The sequence below is a fragment of the Variovorax sp. GW823-FHT04B03 genome, assembly GCF_058796495.1.
In genome coordinates, this window is record NZ_JBXAIT010000001.1 from 447055 (window position 1) to 463165 (window position 16111).

The 16111-nt window shown below is 69.9% G+C and carries 10 protein-coding genes; 7 read left to right on the plus strand and 3 right to left on the minus strand.

Translation table 11 applies throughout. The features are described 5' to 3' along the window. Positions 1 to 4: 4 nt before the first annotated feature. From AC1RAD_RS01985 to AC1RAD_RS01995, 3 genes are all read right to left on the minus strand, one after another. Complete coding sequence (locus tag AC1RAD_RS01985; RefSeq protein ID WP_492733638.1) at positions 5 to 1993, minus strand: hybrid sensor histidine kinase/response regulator; 1989 nt, start codon at positions 1991 to 1993, stop codon at positions 5 to 7. Continuing rightward, positions 1990 to 2997, minus strand: a complete 1008-nt coding sequence (locus AC1RAD_RS01990; RefSeq protein WP_492733640.1) for an ABC transporter substrate binding protein — start codon at positions 2995 to 2997, stop codon at positions 1990 to 1992. The genes AC1RAD_RS01985 and AC1RAD_RS01990 overlap by 4 nt, the downstream gene beginning before the upstream one ends. Positions 2998 to 3223: 226 nt before the next feature. After that, the gene (locus AC1RAD_RS01995) at positions 3224 to 5131 is read right to left on the minus strand and encodes an ATP-binding response regulator (RefSeq protein WP_307697131.1); all 1908 of its coding nucleotides are present in this window, start codon (positions 5129 to 5131) and stop codon (positions 3224 to 3226) included. Positions 5132 to 5295: 164 nt separating this feature from the next. Here AC1RAD_RS01995 and phnD (AC1RAD_RS02000) point away from each other — a divergent pair, with 164 nt between their 5' ends. The 7 genes from phnD (AC1RAD_RS02000) to tagF all read left to right on the plus strand — a co-directional run bounded on the left by phnD (AC1RAD_RS02000) (position 5296) and on the right by tagF (position 15713). Further along, complete coding sequence (gene phnD, locus AC1RAD_RS02000) at positions 5296 to 6345, plus strand: phosphate/phosphite/phosphonate ABC transporter substrate-binding protein (RefSeq protein ID WP_492733642.1); 1050 nt, start codon at positions 5296 to 5298, stop codon at positions 6343 to 6345. Positions 6346 to 6356: 11 nt separating this feature from the next. Continuing rightward, positions 6357 to 7376, plus strand: coding sequence for a phosphate/phosphite/phosphonate ABC transporter substrate-binding protein (phnD, locus tag AC1RAD_RS02005; protein ID WP_492734540.1), 1020 nt, complete (start codon positions 6357 to 6359; stop codon positions 7374 to 7376). 263 nt (positions 7377 to 7639) lie between these two features. After that, complete coding sequence (locus tag AC1RAD_RS02010; protein ID WP_492733644.1) at positions 7640 to 8437, plus strand: DUF2628 domain-containing protein; 798 nt, start codon at positions 7640 to 7642, stop codon at positions 8435 to 8437. A 322-nt stretch (positions 8438 to 8759) separates the two neighbouring features. Next, positions 8760 to 10091 (plus strand): type VI secretion system baseplate subunit TssK, encoded by a 1332-nt coding sequence (gene tssK / locus AC1RAD_RS02015; protein WP_492683560.1) that lies wholly within the window; start codon positions 8760 to 8762, stop codon positions 10089 to 10091. Positions 10092 to 10123: 32 nt separating this feature from the next. After that, complete coding sequence (locus AC1RAD_RS02020; protein ID WP_492733646.1) at positions 10124 to 11473, plus strand: DotU family type VI secretion system protein; 1350 nt, start codon at positions 10124 to 10126, stop codon at positions 11471 to 11473. After that, positions 11470 to 15075, plus strand: coding sequence for a type VI secretion system membrane subunit TssM (gene tssM / locus AC1RAD_RS02025; protein WP_492733648.1), 3606 nt, complete (start codon positions 11470 to 11472; stop codon positions 15073 to 15075). The genes AC1RAD_RS02020 and tssM overlap by 4 nt, the downstream gene beginning before the upstream one ends. Next, complete coding sequence (gene tagF, locus AC1RAD_RS02030) at positions 15072 to 15713, plus strand: type VI secretion system-associated protein TagF (protein ID WP_492733650.1); 642 nt, start codon at positions 15072 to 15074, stop codon at positions 15711 to 15713. The genes tssM and tagF overlap by 4 nt, the downstream gene beginning before the upstream one ends. Positions 15714 to 16111 lie beyond the last annotated feature (398 nt).

Below are 16111 nucleotides of genomic sequence, written 5' to 3' on the forward strand. Positions count from 1 at the left end.
GGGGTCAGGCGCCGGGCGCGTGGCGCCGCGTGGTGAGCAGTGCGCGCAGCTTGGCCGGTGCCACCGGTTTGGTCAACAGCGTCACGCCGCCGTGGCGCAGCCGCTGCAGCACCTCGGGGCCGGTGGCGCCCGACACCAGCACGGCGAGCGCGCCGGGCTGCAGGCGGCGCGCGGCATCGATCACTTCCACGCCGTCGGCGTCGCCGGCCAGCTGCAGGTCGCACAGCACGGCGTCGTAGACGATGTCGCCGGTGCCCAGCCGCGCCAGCGCCTCGGCGCCGGTGGTGACGCATTCGACCTCGCAGCCCCACTGCGTGAGCAGCGCGTGCGTGCCGTCGAGGATGGCGGGGTCGTCGTCCACCACGAGGCAGCGCAGGCCGGCCAGCGGCGCCGGTGCGACCGGTGCGGGCTCGGGCGGCGCGACGTCGGCCTTGCGCGCGGGCGGCAGCGTGAACGCGAAGGTGCTGCCCGCCTGCAACGCCGAGCGCACGGTGATGCGGGTGCCCAGCAGGGTGGCGATGCGCGCGCAGATCGCCAGCCCCAGGCCGAAGCCGCGGCGCCGGTCGCGCTCGGTGTTGGCCACCTGGTAGAACTCTTCGAAGATGCGGCCCTGGTGGATGGGCGCGATGCCCACGCCGTTGTCGCGCACCTCGATGCGCACGCCGGCCCGGCTGCGCCGCGCGGCCACCAGCACGGTGCCGCCCTCGGGTGCGTGGCGCAGCGCGTTGGCCACCAGGTTGCCGACGATGCGCTGCACCATCGCCGCGTCGCTGCGCACCGCCAGGCCGCGGTCGCGCCAGTGCAGCCGCACCTGTGCCGCGCTGGCGGCGGGGGCGTGCTGCGCATCGAGCTGGTCGAACAGCGCGGCCAGCGAGACGCGCGTGATGGCGGGCGTGAGCACCTGCGCATCGAGCCGCGAAATTTCGAGCAGGTCGTCCAGCAGCACGCCCATGAAGCCGGTGCTCTCCTGCAGCCGCAGCACGGCGGGGCGCTGCGCCTCGGTGGCGCTGGGCAGGAGGCCGTCGATGAACAGGCCCATGGCATGCAGCGGCTGGCGCAGGTCGTGGCTCGCGGCGGCCAGGAAGCGCGCGCGCGACAGGGCGGCCTGCTCGGCCTCGGCCATGCGCTGCAGCGCGACGGCGGTGGCTTCGCGCACGCGCTCCTCGCTCACCTGGCGGTTGTATTGCAGGCGTTCGGCGAGGCGGTCGATGTCGTGCGCGAGCACCGCCAGCTCGTGCGTGCCGCGCGTGCCGCCTTCGACCACGTCGCAGCGCACTTCGAAGTGGCCGGCCTCCAGTGCCGCCACCGTGCGCGACACGCGCCGCAGCGGCCGCGCCACGGTGCGCGCCATGTGGCGCACCGAGGCCCAGGCCGCCAGCAGCGCGACCAGCGCGATGCCGATGCCGGCGATGAGCGAGCGGCTGCGCTCGTGCGTGTAGGCGGTGGTGTCGCGGAAGGTCTGCACCAGCCCGATGGGCGTGTCGCCCGCCGCGGTGGAGCCGGCCGGCGCGAAGGCGCTGGCGCGCGAGGCTTCGCGCAAGGTGACCGGCGCACTGAACATGCGCAGCTGCGCGAGCGATTCGTTCTTCGGCCCGGCCGTGACGTACACGCCGGCGCTGTTGCTGATCTCCACCCGCGTCACCTGCCCGCCGCGCAACGCGGCCGAGGCCACGTTCTGCAGGGCCGGCAGGTCGCCTGCGTAAAGGCTCAGGTCGGACATCGCCGCCACTTGTTTCGCCACGGCCTGGCCTTCGGCGTCGAAGGCGGCTTCGAGCGTCTGCAGCCGGTTGTGCGTGAACCAGCCGGTGAGCGCCAGCGCCACCGCCGCGCAGGGCACGACGCCCAGGCGGAACAGGTCGCGCTGCAGGTTGCCGCGCACCACCAGCGAAGTGGCGGCCGGTGGTGGAGGGGGCGATGGGGATTCGGTCGCCGTGACCGCTCCCGCCGCCGTCGGGCGGGACAGCGGGCTCGGGGGGACCGGCGTGGTGCTCATCGCGGGGCTGCGAGTCGTTCGGTGAGCTCCCGTTCCTCCGGCGGACGCAGGCCGAGCCCGCGTGCCACGGTCGCGTTGATCCGCACGGTGGCCGGCGTGGCCGCTTCCACCAGCGGGCCGCTGCCGGTGCTGCCTGCGCTGGCCACCTTCTGTCCGAGCTGGCGCGCCTGTTGCGCGAGCTGGCCGGGCGTGGAGACCGCCGCCGCCAGGCCGCCCGAGCGCACCAGGCCCTCGCTGGCGCCGAACACCGGCAGGCCCGCGCCGGCGCCGGCATGCAGCACCGAGAGCGTGGCGGCCTGGCTGTCGCCGATCAGGTCGGGCAGCACCATGAGTGCGTCGCTGCGCGGCACCAGCGCGCGCAGCGCGGTGGCCAGCGAGCGGGCGTCGGGCGCGATCTCGACCTGCAGGTCCCAGGCCGGGTTGGCGTTCTGCGCGGCGCGCTGCAGCTCGCGCACCAGCGGCTCGGATTCGGGCGTGGCGATGACGCCCAGGCGGCGCTTCTGCGGCAGCACGGCGTTCACCAGCGCGAGCTGGTCGGCCATGGCCGGGTCGCGCAGCAGCACGCCCACGCGCCGGTCGCCGCGCCGCAGGGCAGTGGGGCTGGCGGCCTTCAGGGTCTCGTAGTCGAGGCGGCTCAGCATCGCGAGCACCAGCGGCTCGGCGCCGGGGCGTTCGAGGGCGGCGCGCGCGGCGGCGGTGCCCACCGCCACGGTGAGGCCCGCATCGCTCGCGGTGCGCAGGCTGCGCGTGCGCACGCCGGTGTTGGCGGCGGGCTCGGTGTCGGTGCTGGCCGGCTCCGCGGCCGGGGCGCCCGGTCCGATGCGCACGAGTTCGAACTTGCCGGAGGCCGACTGGCCGGTGCGCAATTGCTGCACGAACTCGGTTGATGCGGCCTGGTCGTCGCCGACGAGCACCGTCAGCGTGGCCGTCGATGCCACGCGCGGCGCGGTGGCCAGGCACAGCACGAGGCCGAAGGCCAGCAGCGCGTGGACAGCACGGTGCACTCTTCCGGAGAAAAGCGGAATGGGAGGGTTCACAGCGACGGACATGGACTGCTTTGTGCAGCGAGAGGCAATGGTCCAATGTAAGGACGCGCCCTGTTTCCCGCGATAAGGCGGAGGGCTTATGCCCGCATGCGCGAGGGCCTGCGCATGTGAGGAAGATCACACCGCGGCGGCTGCTTGGTCTATGTCCGAAGGACTACCCGGCGCCTACCGGGAAGGTACCGCGTCAGAGGCCCGCCGCAATCACCAGCGCGGCTGCGCGCTGCGCCTGGATCGCCTGGCGCAGCACGCGCGGCGACACCGGCTTGTAGAGCACGGCGATGCCGGCGGCGGCCACTTCGCGCAGGCGGTCGGGCTTGGTCTCGCCGGTGACCAGCAGGCGCGCGGTGCCGGCGCCGATGCCGTTGGGGTGGCGCTCGAGCGCGGCGATCACGTCGAGGCCGTTGTCGCCGCCCTGCAGCAGCAGGTCGCTCACCACCACGTCGGGCGGCGTGTCCCAGTGGTCGGCCAGCGCCAGCGCCTCGGCGCGCGTCTGCGCGGCCAGCACGGTGGCGCCCCAGTTGGACAGCACCACGCTCAGGCCTTCGAGGATCGTGCGCTCGTCGTCGATGACCAGGATGCGCAGGTCCGCCAGGCTGTCGCCGTTGCTCTCGTCGTCGGCGCTGGCCGCCGCGGGTGCCGGTGCCACCGGCGCCGGCAGCGCGGCGGGCGCGGCGCGCACCTGCACGCGCACGCAGGTGCCCTTGTTCAGGCGCGAGCTGAGCTCGACGCGCGTGTTCAGCAGCTCGGCCAGCCGCTGCACCGTGGCCAGCCCCAGGCCCATGCCGCGCGCGCCGCCGGGCGCGTTGCTGCGGCTGGCCGGCTCGACCTGGTAGAACTCCTCGAACACCCGCGCCTGGTGGTGCGCGGCAATGCCCACGCCGGTGTCGACCACGTCGATGCGCACGCCCTTGCCGCGGGCGCGCGCGCCGATCAGCACGCCGCCTTCGACCGTGTGGCGCAGCGAGTTCGACACCAGGTTGTTGAGGATGCGCGAGAGCATCACGTAGTCGCAGCGCACCCACAGCTCGGTCTTGCGCACCACCAGCCGCAGGCCCTGCTGCTCGGCCACGGGGCGGAAGTTGCGGCTGATCTCGTCGAACAGACGGTCGAGCGGAAAGTCGGCCCACTGCGGCTGCAGCACGCCGGCGTCGAGCTGCGACAGGTTCAGCAGCTCCGAGAACAGCCGGTCGAGCGAATCCACGCACTCGCGGATGTGGCCGATGCGCTGCAGCTTCACCGGGTCGGTCTCGCCGTTGGCCAGTCCGTCGGAGAACAGCGTGAGCGCATGCAGCGGCTGGCGCAGGTCGTGGCTGGCGGCGGCCAGCAGCCGCGTCTTGGCCTGGCTGGCCACCTCGAGCAGTTGGTTCTTGCGCGCCAGCTCGGCCGTGGCCTCGTTGATGCGGCTTTGCAGCAGCCGGTGGCTTTCGGCGAGTGCGCGCGCCGCCTGGTTGAAGCCGTGCTGCAGGTGGCGCACCTCCGAGGTGCCTTCGATCGCCACGCTGGCGGCCTCGCCCGCGCCGAGCCGGTCGACCGCCTCGCCCAGCGCGCGGATCGGCTCGCTGATGCGGCGCGCCGCCCACCAGCCGGCCAGCCCCACGCCCAGCAGGCTCATGGCCAGCACCAGCGCCACGTTGAGCCAGACCGAGCGGCGCGCGCTCTGCACCGCGTCCAGCCCGATCTCGACCATCACCTTGCCGTTGTGGCGCCCGTCGTCGCTGACGATCGGCACCACCACCTGCAGGCCTTCGCCGCGCCGGCGGTCGACGGTCTCGGAGTTGGCGACGATCTCGCCGTCTTCCGTCCAGATCTGCACCTGCTGCACGTGCGGCTGGTAGGTGCCCGTCTGCGCGGTGCGCGCCAGCGCGCGCCGGTCCATGCGTGCCAGCGGCGCCTGCGCCACCGTGGCCACCTGCAGCGCCACCGTCTGCGCGTTGGCGCGCATCAGCTCGGTGAGGTTGCCCAGGTGCTGGCGCGTGAGCACCGCGATGGCCACCAGCGTGGCCGCCGTCGCCGGCACCAGCGCCAGCAGGATCAGCTGCTGGGCGAAGGTGAGGCGGGCCAGCCCGCGCAGGAGGCGGAAGTTCCAGTTCATGAAGGCCTTGAACGCATGGGGCGCGAGCTTAGGGCCACGGCCCCGAACAGGGAAGACCGGAAAAACATCACGAGAAAGACTCGCATTTGGGATGTAATGGCGTCCGCGTCGCCCATGTTAGACCCCGCCGGCTCGCCGCGGGCCCCGTGTCTTCCGCTCCTTCCATGCACGCCTTCTTGCGTCGTTTCGGCAGTTTTCCCGGCACCGGCCGCCGTGCGGCCCTGGCGCTGGCCGTGGGGCTCTTGCTGCTGCCGCTGCTGGCGGCGGCGCAGGCTGCGGCTCCCGCCGCGGACGCGCCAGTGCGCTTCGGCATCCTGCCGCTGGGCGGTGCCTTCGAGTCGCGCAGCGACTGGGACCCGCTGCTGGCCGAACTCAGCCGCGCCATCCAGCGGCCGGTGAGCGTGCTCTCGGTCAATTCGTACGAAGCGTTGGAGCAGGCCATCCAGCGCGGCGAAGTCGACATGGCGTTCCTGTCGGGAAAGATGGCGCTCGACGCCGTGAGCCAGAAGCGCATGAAGGTCGTGGCCCAGGTCGTGCGGCACGACGGCCTGCCCGGCTACCGCGGGCTGCTGCTCACGCGCAAGGCGCCGCCCTTCAACACGCTGAAAAACCTTGTCGACCAGCCCGAGCGCTGGCGACTGGCGCGCGGCGAACGGCAGTCGGTGTCGGGCTTCATCGTGCCGCAGCTGCAGTTTTTTCTGCCGAACCACATCGTCATGGAGACGCGCTTCCTGAGCGAGGTGGTCGGCACCCACCAGGCCAATGCGCTGGCCGTGGCCAACAACGAGGCCGACGTGGCCACCAACAACTCGGCCGATTTCGAGCGCTTCAAGCTGCGCTTTCCGGCCGAGGCGCAGCGGCTGCAGGTGCTGTGGGAGTCGGAGCTGATCCCGCACGCGCAGATCGTCGTGCGCCGCGAGTACCCGCCCGAGCTGCGCCTGCGCGTGCAGGCCTTCCTGGTTGCCTACGGCCGCGGCAAGGGAGCGCGCGGCGACGCCGAGCGCGTGGTGCTCAAGTCGCTGCACGACCTGGCCGGCTTCGTGGCCGCCGACAACAGCTCGCTGCTGCCCGCCGCCAAGCTGGCCTACCAGCTGGCCATGCAGAACGCGAAGACCGCGCAGTGGGTCAACGACGCGGCACGGCAGGCGCGGCTGCAGCGGCTGGAAAACGGCTATGCCGACCAGTTGGCTGTCTTGAAGGATGTGAGCCCTTGAACCGTCGCACGATGCTCGCGCTGGCCGTGTCGTCGCTGATGGCGCCATGGCCGGCGGGCGCGCAGCCCGCGCCAACGCCCTCCGCGAAGGGGCCGCTGGTGATCAAGGAGGTGCGCTTCGGCGTGCTGCCGCTGGGCGGCACCGTCGAGTCGCGCGCCTTGTGGACGCCGCTCATGGCCGACATGGGCCGTGCGCTGGGCCTGCCCGTCAGCGCGTACTCGGTGCCGTCCTACGAAGAGCTCGACCGCGCCATCGGCCGCGACGAGATCGACATGGCCTTTCTCTCGGCCAAGATGGCGCTCGACGCCGTCATGCAGCGGCGCATGAAGGTGGTGGCGCAGATCGCGCGGCGCGACGGCATGCCCGAGCACCGCGCCGTGCTGCTCGCGCGCAAGACCGGCCCGCTCAACACGCTCGAAGTCCTGCTGGCCCAGCCCGAACGCTGGCGGCTCGCGCGCGGCGACAGCCGCTCGGTCACGGGCTTCATCGTGCCGCAGAGCCAGCTTTTTCTGCCCAACCAGATCGAGATGGAAACCCGCTTTCGCAGCGAGTTCGTCGGCACCCACCAGGCCACCGCGCTGGCCGTGGCCAACGGCGACGCCGACGTGGCCACCAACAACACCACCGACTTCGAGCGCTTCCGCCAGCAGTTCCCGGTCGAGGCCGCGCGGCTGCAGGTGATCTGGGAGTCCGAGCCGCCGCCCGGCGCGCCGATGGTGGTGCGCCGCGACTACCCGCCCGAGTTCCAGGCGAAACTGCAGGCCTTCCTGGTCGGCTACGGCAAGGGCAAGGGCCCGCGTGCCGACGCCGAGCGCGAGGTGCTGAAGAACCTGCGCGCGGCGTACGGCTACGTCGCGGCGGACGACAGCGCGCTGCTGCCGGAAGCCAAGCTGGAATACCAGCTGGGGCGACAGCGCGCGTTGTCGGCGGCGTGGGTCAACGATGCGGCACGGGAGCAGCGGCTGCAGCGGATCGAGAAGGCGTATGCGGCGCAGGTGGAGGCGCTGAAGGCGTCGAGCGCTTCCCGCTGAGGCACGGCCCGCGCAGGCCGCGCCCATGACAAATCACTCGCTTTGCGCGGGTATCTGAAGACACGTCGCGGCGGGCGACCATTGTTGTCAATGCAAACGCGTGGTGGCTTCCACACTGCGCGACCTCTTTCCGTGTGAAGGCTGCTGTCGTCGAAGGCGCTCTTGCGAACGGCTTTGTGCGGTGTGCGTTGCGCGTTGAAGAGAGGACGGGGCGAGAGCCCACATCTGACAACAACGATCTCTATCGGGAAGGCAGTCACGCCATGAAGACCTACAAGATATTCAAGGACCCCATCGGCAATGTGCAGGCCGTCAAGGACGGGTGGTGTTGGTCGGGTTTTTTCTTCGGGGCGTTCTGGGCCCTTTTCCATCGCATGTGGTGGGTGGGGCTGGGCCTATTGGGCGTGGCGACGCTCATCGTCGTTGGAGAAGACGCCAACCGAACGAAGCGAACGGTCTATGTGCTGCGTCCCAAGAGGTACGGTGGCAATGCCGTTCTGGATTGGGACCGAGTGCAAGCGCATGTGAACTGGGTGCCACCCAGTTCCTGGACACCCTCCCAGATCGCGAACGATCCGGTAGCGCGAGAAGCGAGATCGCTGGAAGGGCGTCGGACGCGATACCTTCTGCTGTACTGGCCGCCGCTGGATGCCAACGACCCCGAGCGCAAAGGCGAAGACATCATCTGGGTCGGCGACGAAGGTGCCGGTGAATCGCTGTGGCAGTACATCCGGACCTACATGGAGGAAGGCATGAGCAGTGTGCCCTGGCCCGGTGCGGACCACTGGCTGCGAAAGGGATTCAGTGGCGCAAGCGAACACTTGGAAGAAACGGTGATGCACCGGTCGCATGCGAATGACGATCTTGCAGGTGGAGGGACATCGACGGGAACCTACGTCAACTATGCCGCCAACATGCCTTGGGCGCCGTTGAACAGTCTGGCCGAGCGACTGTGCTATTGGCCAACTTTTCCCGAAGAGTGGAACAGCGACTGCGGCCAGAAACGAAGAGAAAGCGGCATCGGGCCGGAGGAGCCGATGCGATGGGCTGTGAAGCCATGAGTCGCTGCGAGGACAGACGGTGGCTGATCTTTCGCAGGGGTTCATGATGAACGAGTCCAACCTGCGTTCCGATACCGGTCGGAACTTGCGAACGGGCTCGTCGCCCCAGTTCTGAACGGGTGAGCCGACAGCGCGCTTCCTGGCCGCATCCCGCCAGAGCGCCCACCCCGTACGGCCCCGCATCTACTCCCTTCGCCGTACCCCCTCCCGCCCCACCTAGGCCATTAGCTAGGCCTTAAGGCGGATTTGCCTCCCGCCCCCCGCGCCGGAAACTTCGTGTTTCTTCTTACTTCCCGGCACCCTTGCCGTTGACGGAGTGCGGATGAGTTGGCGAACCAAAGTGGTCTGGAGCGAGGGGATGCTGTTGCAGCCTCAGCACCTGCAGCAGAGCGAGCGCCATGCCGATCATGCGCGGCATGTGCTGTTGCGCACCACCACGCCCTACGCCTGGGGATTCGCCGAGGTCGAGATCGACGCGGCGGCGCTCACGCTGGGCAAGCTGGCGCTGGTGCGGGCGGTGGGCATCTTCGGCGACGGCACGGTGTTCGACATGCCGGCGGTCGATCCGCTGCCCGAGCCCATCGACATTCCGGCGTCCATGCGCGACGAGGCCGTGGTGCTGGCACTGCCGCTGCGCCGCGCCGGGGCGCGCGAGGCCGACGCTGAAGAGTACGAAGAACTGGTGCGCCACCGCGTGCTGGAGTCGGACGTTCCCGACTCCAACACGGCCGGCGAGCGCACCGCGATGCTGCAGCTGGGCCAGCTCCACACGCGCCTGATGCGCGCCAGCGAAGCCACCGACGCCTGGGCGACCCTGGGCGTGGCCCGCGTGGTCGAGCGCCGGGTCGACAACCAGGTGCAGCTCGACCGCGGCATGCTGCCGCCGCTGCTCGACGTGGCCGGCCATGCGGTGATCCGCGCCTGGCTCGACGAGCTGCTGGGCCTGCTGCGCCAGCGCGGCGAGGCGCTGGCAGGGCGCATGACGCAAGGGGGAACCGGCGGCGTGGCCGAGATCGCCGACTTCATGTTGTTGCAGGCGGTGAACCGCAACGAGGCCATCTTTGCGCACCTCGCCAAGAGCGCGATGCTGCACCCGCAGCATTTCTTCGAGCACGCGCTCGGGCTGGCTGGCGATCTCGCGAGTTTCCGCGACACGCGGCGCGTGACGCGCTTCGGGCCCTACATCCATGACGACCTGGCGCTGAGCTTTCGCCCGGTGATGGACGACCTGCGCCGCAGCCTGTCGATGGTGTTCGAGCAGTCGGCCATTCGCATCGAGCTGCACGACCGCAAGCACGGCGTGCGCGTGGCGATGGTCACCGACGTGGAGCTGCAGCGCAAGGCGACCTTCGTGCTCGCGGTGAACGCGAACATGCCGAGCGAGGCGCTGCGCGCGCGCTTCCCCACGCAGGTGAAGATCGGCCCGGTCGAGCGCATCCGCGACCTTGTGAACCTCGCGCTGCCGGGCGTGACGCTGACGCCGATGCCGGTGGCGCCGCGCCAGATTCCGTTCCACACGGGCGCCAACTACTTCGAACTCGAAACGCGCAACAGCGACCTGTGGCGCCAGCTCGAGCAATCGGGCGGCATCGCGATGCACATCGCGGGCGATTTCCCCGGCTTGGACCTCGCGTTCTGGGCCATTCGTTCCTAGCCGCCTCCGGCTGACGGAAACGGAACATCACCATGAGCACCCCTCCCGACCCCTTTGCCGCCTTCGAGTCCGAGCGCACGGTCATCAAGCCCAAGCCGCGCACGCCGGGCGGTGCGCCGCCGGCCGCTGCTGCGCCCGCGCCGTTCTTCGGCGGCGCCGATCCGACGCCCGTGGCCGAGGTGGGCGAGATCGGCCTGCTCAATCCGCTGGTGTCGGCCGCCGGCAAGCTGCTGGTGCTGATCGGCAAGCTGCGCAACCTCGCGCAGCCGCCCAACGTGTCGGCGCTGCGCGCGTCCACCGCCGATGCGGTGAACCAGTTCGACGCCGCGGCGCGCCGTGCGGGCGTGGGCAACGAGTCGGTGCTGGCCGCGCGTTATGTGCTGTGCACCGCGCTCGACGAGGCGGTGGCCAACACGCCCTGGGGCGTGCAGGCCGGCTGGAACAAGCAGAGCCTGCTGGTGCAGTTCCACAACGAGACCTGGGGCGGCGAAAAGGTGTTCCAGCTGCTGGCCAAGCTTGCGCAGGACGTGCCCACGCACCGCCAGCTGCTCGAGCTGATCTACAGCGTGCTCGCGCTCGGCTTCGAGGGCCGCTACCGCGTGGTCGACAACGGCCGCGCGCAGCTCGACTCGGTGCGCCAGCGCCTGGCCGACCTGATCGCGAAAGACCGCCCGCCGGTCGAGCCCGAGCTGTCGCCGCACTGGCGCGGGCAGGGCGCGGGCACGGTGCGGTTGCGCGAGTCGCTGCCGCTGTGGGTGTTCGCGGCCGGCTTCGCGCTGCTGCTGGCGCTCGCATGGTTCGGCCTGCGGCTCACGCTCAACCACCGCTCGGACACCACCTACGCGGCCGTGTCGAGCCTGCGCGTGCCCAACATCCAGATCGCGCCGCCCGCCGCGCCGGCCAAGTCGCCGCGGCTCGCGCGCTTCCTGGAGCCCGAGATCAAGCAGGGCCTGGTCACCGTGACCGACGAGGCCGACCGCAGCGTGGTGCGGCTGCGCGGCGACTCGTTCTTCGGCTCGGGCAGCGCCGAGCCGATGGCGGCCTCGCTGCCGGTGCTGCGCCGCATCGGCCAGGCGCTGGCCGAGGTGAAGGGCGAGGTGCTCATCACCGGCCACTCGGACAACCAGCCGATCCGCTCGCTGCGCTATCCGTCGAACTGGCACTTGTCGGCCGCGCGCGCCGATGCGGTGAAGGGCGCGCTCTCCACGCTGGTCGAGCCCGCGCGCATGCGCTCCGACGGCAAGGCCGACGCCGAGCCCGTGGTGGCCAACGACACGCCGGCCAACCGCGCGCGCAACCGCCGCGTCGACATCGTGCTGCTGACCGAACCCGAGCGCCTCGCTGCTGCACCGGCTGCTCCCGTTCCAGGAGCGACGAAATGATCAAGAAAATCTTCGGCTTCCTGTTCAGCCCGCTGCTGCTGACGCTGCTCGCCCTGATCGTCGTCGCGCTGCTGATCTGGTGGATCGGCCCGCTGGTGAAGATCGGTTCGCTCGCGCCGCTCGAAGGCGAGATGACGCGCGCCATCGTCATCGGCGTGATCGTGCTCATCGTGGTGCTGCGCGCGCTGTACCGCCGCTGGCGCGCGCGCCGCGCAAGCCAGCACCTGACTGATGGTTTGATGAAAGCGCCAGCCGCCGCCAAGGCCGGCGCGCCGGTCGACGGCGAACAGAAGATCCTCGACACGCGCTTCAGCGAAGCCGTCGCCACGCTCAAGCAGATGCGCCTGCATGCCGCCGGCAAGAAGCCGGGCTGGCGCGACTGGCTGTCGATCTCGGGTGGCAGCTACCTGTACGACCTGCCGTGGTACGTCTTCATCGGCGCACCGGGCGCGGGCAAGACCACGGCGCTCGTCAACTCGGGCCTGAGCTTTCCGCTGGCCGAGAAGTTCGGCCCCGGCGCCATCCGCGGCGTGGGCGGCACGCGCAACTGCGACTGGTGGTTCACCGACGAGGCCGTGCTCATCGACACGGCCGGCCGCTACACCACGCAGGACAGCCACCAGTCGGAAGACAAGAGTGCGTGGGAAGGCTTCCTCGGCCTGCTGAAGAAGGCGCGCCCGCGCCGCCCGCTGAACGGCGTGTTCCTCACCGTGAGCGTGGGCGACCTGCTGAGCCAGGGCCCCGAGGCGCGCACGCAGCTCGCGGCATCGATCCGCGCGCGGCTGCTCGAGCTCGACAGCAAGCTCACCACGCGCCTGCCGGTGTACGTGCTCGTCACCAAGAGCGACCTGCTCTACGGCTTCACCGACTACTTCGACGACCTCGGCAAGGAGCAGCGCGCGCAGGTCTTCGGCTTCACGCTGCCGGCGGACGAGAACGTGCAGCTTGAAGAGAAGGGCCTGTCGGCCGCCTTCCAGCGCGAGTTCGCCCTGCTGCACAACCGCGTCAACGACGGCCTCATCGCGCGCATGCAGCGCGAGACCGACGGCACGCGCCGCGCGGCGATCTTCGGCTTTCCGGCGCAGTTCGGCTCGGTCGGCCCGCTGCTCTCCGACCTGCTCGAACAGGTGTTCACCGGCTCGCGCTTTGCGCAGCCGCCGTGGGTGCGCGGCGTGTACTTCACCAGCGGCACGCAGGAGGGCAGCCCGATCGACCGCGTGATGGGCAGCCTGGCGCGCAGCTTCGGCATCGAGCGCGCCATGCTCGCGCCGCAGAAGTCGAGCGGACGCAGCTACTTCCTCACTGCGCTGCTGCGCGAGGTGGTGTTCCCCGAACAGCGCCTGGCCGGTGCCGACGTGAAGCTGGAGCGCCGCCGCAACACGCTGCGCCTGGCGGGCGTGGCCGCGATGACGCTGCTCACCGTCGGCCTGCTCGCGGCCTGGGGCTACAGCACCTGGCAGAACAACAACTACCTGAAGTCGGTCGAGGCCCGTGTCGAGCCCGCGCAGAAGACGCTGGCCGCGCTGCCGACGCGCGTGCAGAACCTGGTCGAGGTCGCGCCCGTGCTGCAGGGCCTGCGCGACATCTGGAAGACGCCCGACAACCGCCAGGGCGACGAGCCGCTGTCGATGACGCTGGGCCTGTACCAGGGCGACAAGCTCGACGCCGCCGCCATGCTCACGCACCAGCGCGCGCTCAACGACGCCTTCCTGCCGCAGATCGCCAAGCGCATCGAGGACCAGCTGCGCACCGCGCAGAAGGACAACCTCGAGTTCACGTACGAGGCCCTCAAGAGCTACCTCATGCTCTACCAGCCCGAGCGTTTCGACCCCGAGGCGCTGAAGGCCTGGATCACGCTCGACTGGGCGCGCAACCTCGACCGCGGCATTCCCGAAGACCAGCGCAAGGCGCTCGAAGACCAGCTCGACGTGCTCATCGCCCAGGGCCCGCCGCGCTCGCCGCTGAAGATGGACGAGAACCTGGTGCGCAGCGTGCGCGCCGTGCTCGCGAGCTACCCGCTGGAGCAGCGCGTGTTCAGTCGCCTCAAGCGCCAGCGCGCCACCAAGGACATCCCGGGCTTCAGCGTGGCGCAAGCCACCGGCCCGTCGGGCCCGCTGGTGTTCGAGCGCATCAGCGGCAAGCCGCTGAGCGAGGGCGTGCCGGGCATGTTCACCTACGACGGGTACCACAAGCGTTTCCAGAACGAGGTCGTGGTGCTCACCGGCCTGCTGGCCGCCGAAGACCCGTGGGTGCTGGGCCAGGACCGCAACGCCAGCGAACGCCTGCGCGATGCCGCGGCGCTCGGCGCACTCACCGACCGCGTGCGGCGCCTGTACCTCGAGGAGTACGTCAAGCAGTGGGAGGCGCTGCTGGCCGACGTGCGGCTGATCCGCGTCAGCGGCCTGGAGAAGAACATCGAGACCGCGCGGATTCTGTCGGGTGTCGATTCGCCGCTCGCAAACTTCCTGCGTGCGGTGGTCAAGCAGACCACGCTGATTCCTGCGGCCGATTCCAACAAGGACGTCGTGAGCAAGGCCACCGAGACCGTGCGCAACACGCGCAAGGGCCTGGAAGACCTGTTCGGCAGCGACCCCGGCAAGCAGGTGGCGCCGGGCAAGCGCATCGAGAGCATCGTGGACGACCGCTTTGAATCGTTGCGCCGTCTCGTCACCGCGGGCGGTCCGAACCAGCCGGCGCCGATCGACGATGCGCTCAAGCTCTTCAACGAGGTGTACGTGTACCTCAACGCTGTCGACACGGCCGTGAAGGGCCGCACCTCGCCGCCGCCGGGCGACGTGGCCGGCAAGCTCAAGTCGGACGCGGGCCGCTTGCCCGAGCCGGTGCGCAGCATGATCGAGAACCTGAGCCAGACCGGCGCCGCGCAGGCGCAGGTGGCCGAGCGCGGCAACCTGAGCCAGGACCTGCGCCCCGTGACCGAGTTCTGCAACCGCGCCATCGCGGGCCGCTACCCGTTCGTGCAAAGCAGCAAGCGCGACGTGCTGCCCGAGGACTTCGGCCAGATGTTCGGCGCCGGCGGCCTGATGGACGACTTCTTCCAGAAGCGCCTGGCCGCGCTGGTCGACACCAGCACGCGGCCGTGGCGCTACAAGCCCGTGGCCGAGCGCGGCGCGATCACCACGCAGGCGCTGGCGCAGTTCGAGCGCGCGGCGCGCATCAAGGACATCTTCTTCCGCGGCGGTGGTCGCGGGCCGTCGATGCGGCTGGACTTCAAGCCGGTGGAGATGGACGCGGGCATCACGCAGTTCATCCTCGACGTGGACGGGCAGCTCGTGAAGTACGCGCATGGGCCGGTGGTGCCGATGGCGGTGCAGTGGCCGGGGCCGAAGGGGAGCAACCAGGTGCGCGTTCAGGTGAGTCCGCCGTCGACGACGGGGAGTTCGGGGTCGGCGATGGATGGGCCTTGGGCTTTGTTCCGTACGCTGGATGACGGGCAGCTGGAAGCGGGGGATGCGCCGGAGAAGTTCTTCATCACGTTCCAGGTGGGGGCGCGGAAGACGCGGTTCGAGGTGACGACGAACAGCGTGCAACATCCGATTCGGTTGAAGGAATTGCGGGAGTTTTCTTGTCCGGAGGGGTTGTGAGTCTGGCCTCTTCTTCCTCTTCTTCTCTCTTCGTCTCCTCTGAGTTGCCGGGGTGGTTTGGCAAGCTGCCGGGGATGGGGGACTTTGCGCATCGGCGGTTGCCGGAGGCGTTTCGCTCGGTGTGGGACCCGTGGTTGCAACGCGGGCTGGCACGGCTGCGGGATCGGCATGCGGATTGGACTTCTCACTACCTGGAGGCGCCTGTGTGGTGCTTTGCGCTGGGGGCGCAGGTGGTGGGGGAGCGGGGGTGGATGGGGGTGTTGATGCCTTCGGTGGATGGGGTGGGGCGGTACTTTCCGTTCACTCTGGCTGTTGAGTTGGATGAAGGTGTTGCCTCTGATGTTCTGAGTGGGGAGGCGCTTGCTGCTGCGCTGCGGTGGTGGGCGTTGGGGACGCAGGCTGTGCTTGAAGGGCTTGAGGGTGATTTGGATGCGCTGCGGTTTGATGCGGCGTTGAGTCGGTTGTTCGTGGGTGTTGCTGCTGAACCTTCCGCTGATGATCGGTCGCTTCAGTTGCCTTTGGCTGGGGCCTCGCTTTGGATGGAGACGCCTGGCTTGGAGGGCGGGATTCGGATGTTGGCTACTGGGTTGCCTCGGGATTTGCAGTTCGAGGCTTTGTTTCTTGGGGGTGGGGAATGAGGGCCCTGCTTTCTTTTGCTTCCCGAGGCCGGGAGTTCCGCCCGGCGGCGGACTTACTTTCTTTTGCTTCGCCAAAAGAAAGTAAGCAAAGAAAAGGCGACCCCACTGTCTGCGACCCCTGCGCTTCGCTACGGGGCAACCTGCGGTGCTCGCGTTTCGCGGGGTCTCGCAGAACTCGCTTCGCTCAAACAGCTGCGAGCCCTGATCCGCGAAACGCTGCGCTCCTCGGCGCAGCCAGAGGGGATTTGGATACCGGACAGGCCTTTGCTTCGCTCGGCCTGGGAACTTCCAGCAGCCAGATGCCACGGGGTTGGTCGCACTCGCACTCGCACTCGCACTCGCACTCGCACTCGCACTCGCACTCGCACTCGCACTCGCACTCGCACTCGCACTCGCAC

Bases quoted from the DNA above. Each gene is read 5' to 3' on its own strand.
- phnD (WP_492733642.1), top strand. From the start codon at position 5,296: ATGCACGCCTTCTTGCGTCGTTTCGGCAGTTTTCCCGGCACCGGCCGC.
- AC1RAD_RS01995 (WP_307697131.1), bottom strand. From the start codon at position 5,131: ATGAACTGGAACTTCCGCCTCCTGCGCGGGCTGGCCCGCCTCACCTTC.
- phnD (WP_492734540.1), top strand. From the start codon at position 6,357: ATGCTCGCGCTGGCCGTGTCGTCGCTGATGGCGCCATGGCCGGCGGGC.
- tssK (WP_492683560.1), top strand. From the start codon at position 8,760: ATGAGTTGGCGAACCAAAGTGGTCTGGAGCGAGGGGATGCTGTTGCAG.
- AC1RAD_RS01985 (WP_492733638.1), bottom strand. From the start codon at position 1,993: ATGAGCACCACGCCGGTCCCCCCGAGCCCGCTGTCCCGCCCGACGGCG.
- AC1RAD_RS02010 (WP_492733644.1), top strand. From the start codon at position 7,640: ATGAAGACCTACAAGATATTCAAGGACCCCATCGGCAATGTGCAGGCC.
- AC1RAD_RS02020 (WP_492733646.1), top strand. From the start codon at position 10,124: ATGAGCACCCCTCCCGACCCCTTTGCCGCCTTCGAGTCCGAGCGCACG.
- tssM (WP_492733648.1), top strand. From the start codon at position 11,470: ATGATCAAGAAAATCTTCGGCTTCCTGTTCAGCCCGCTGCTGCTGACG.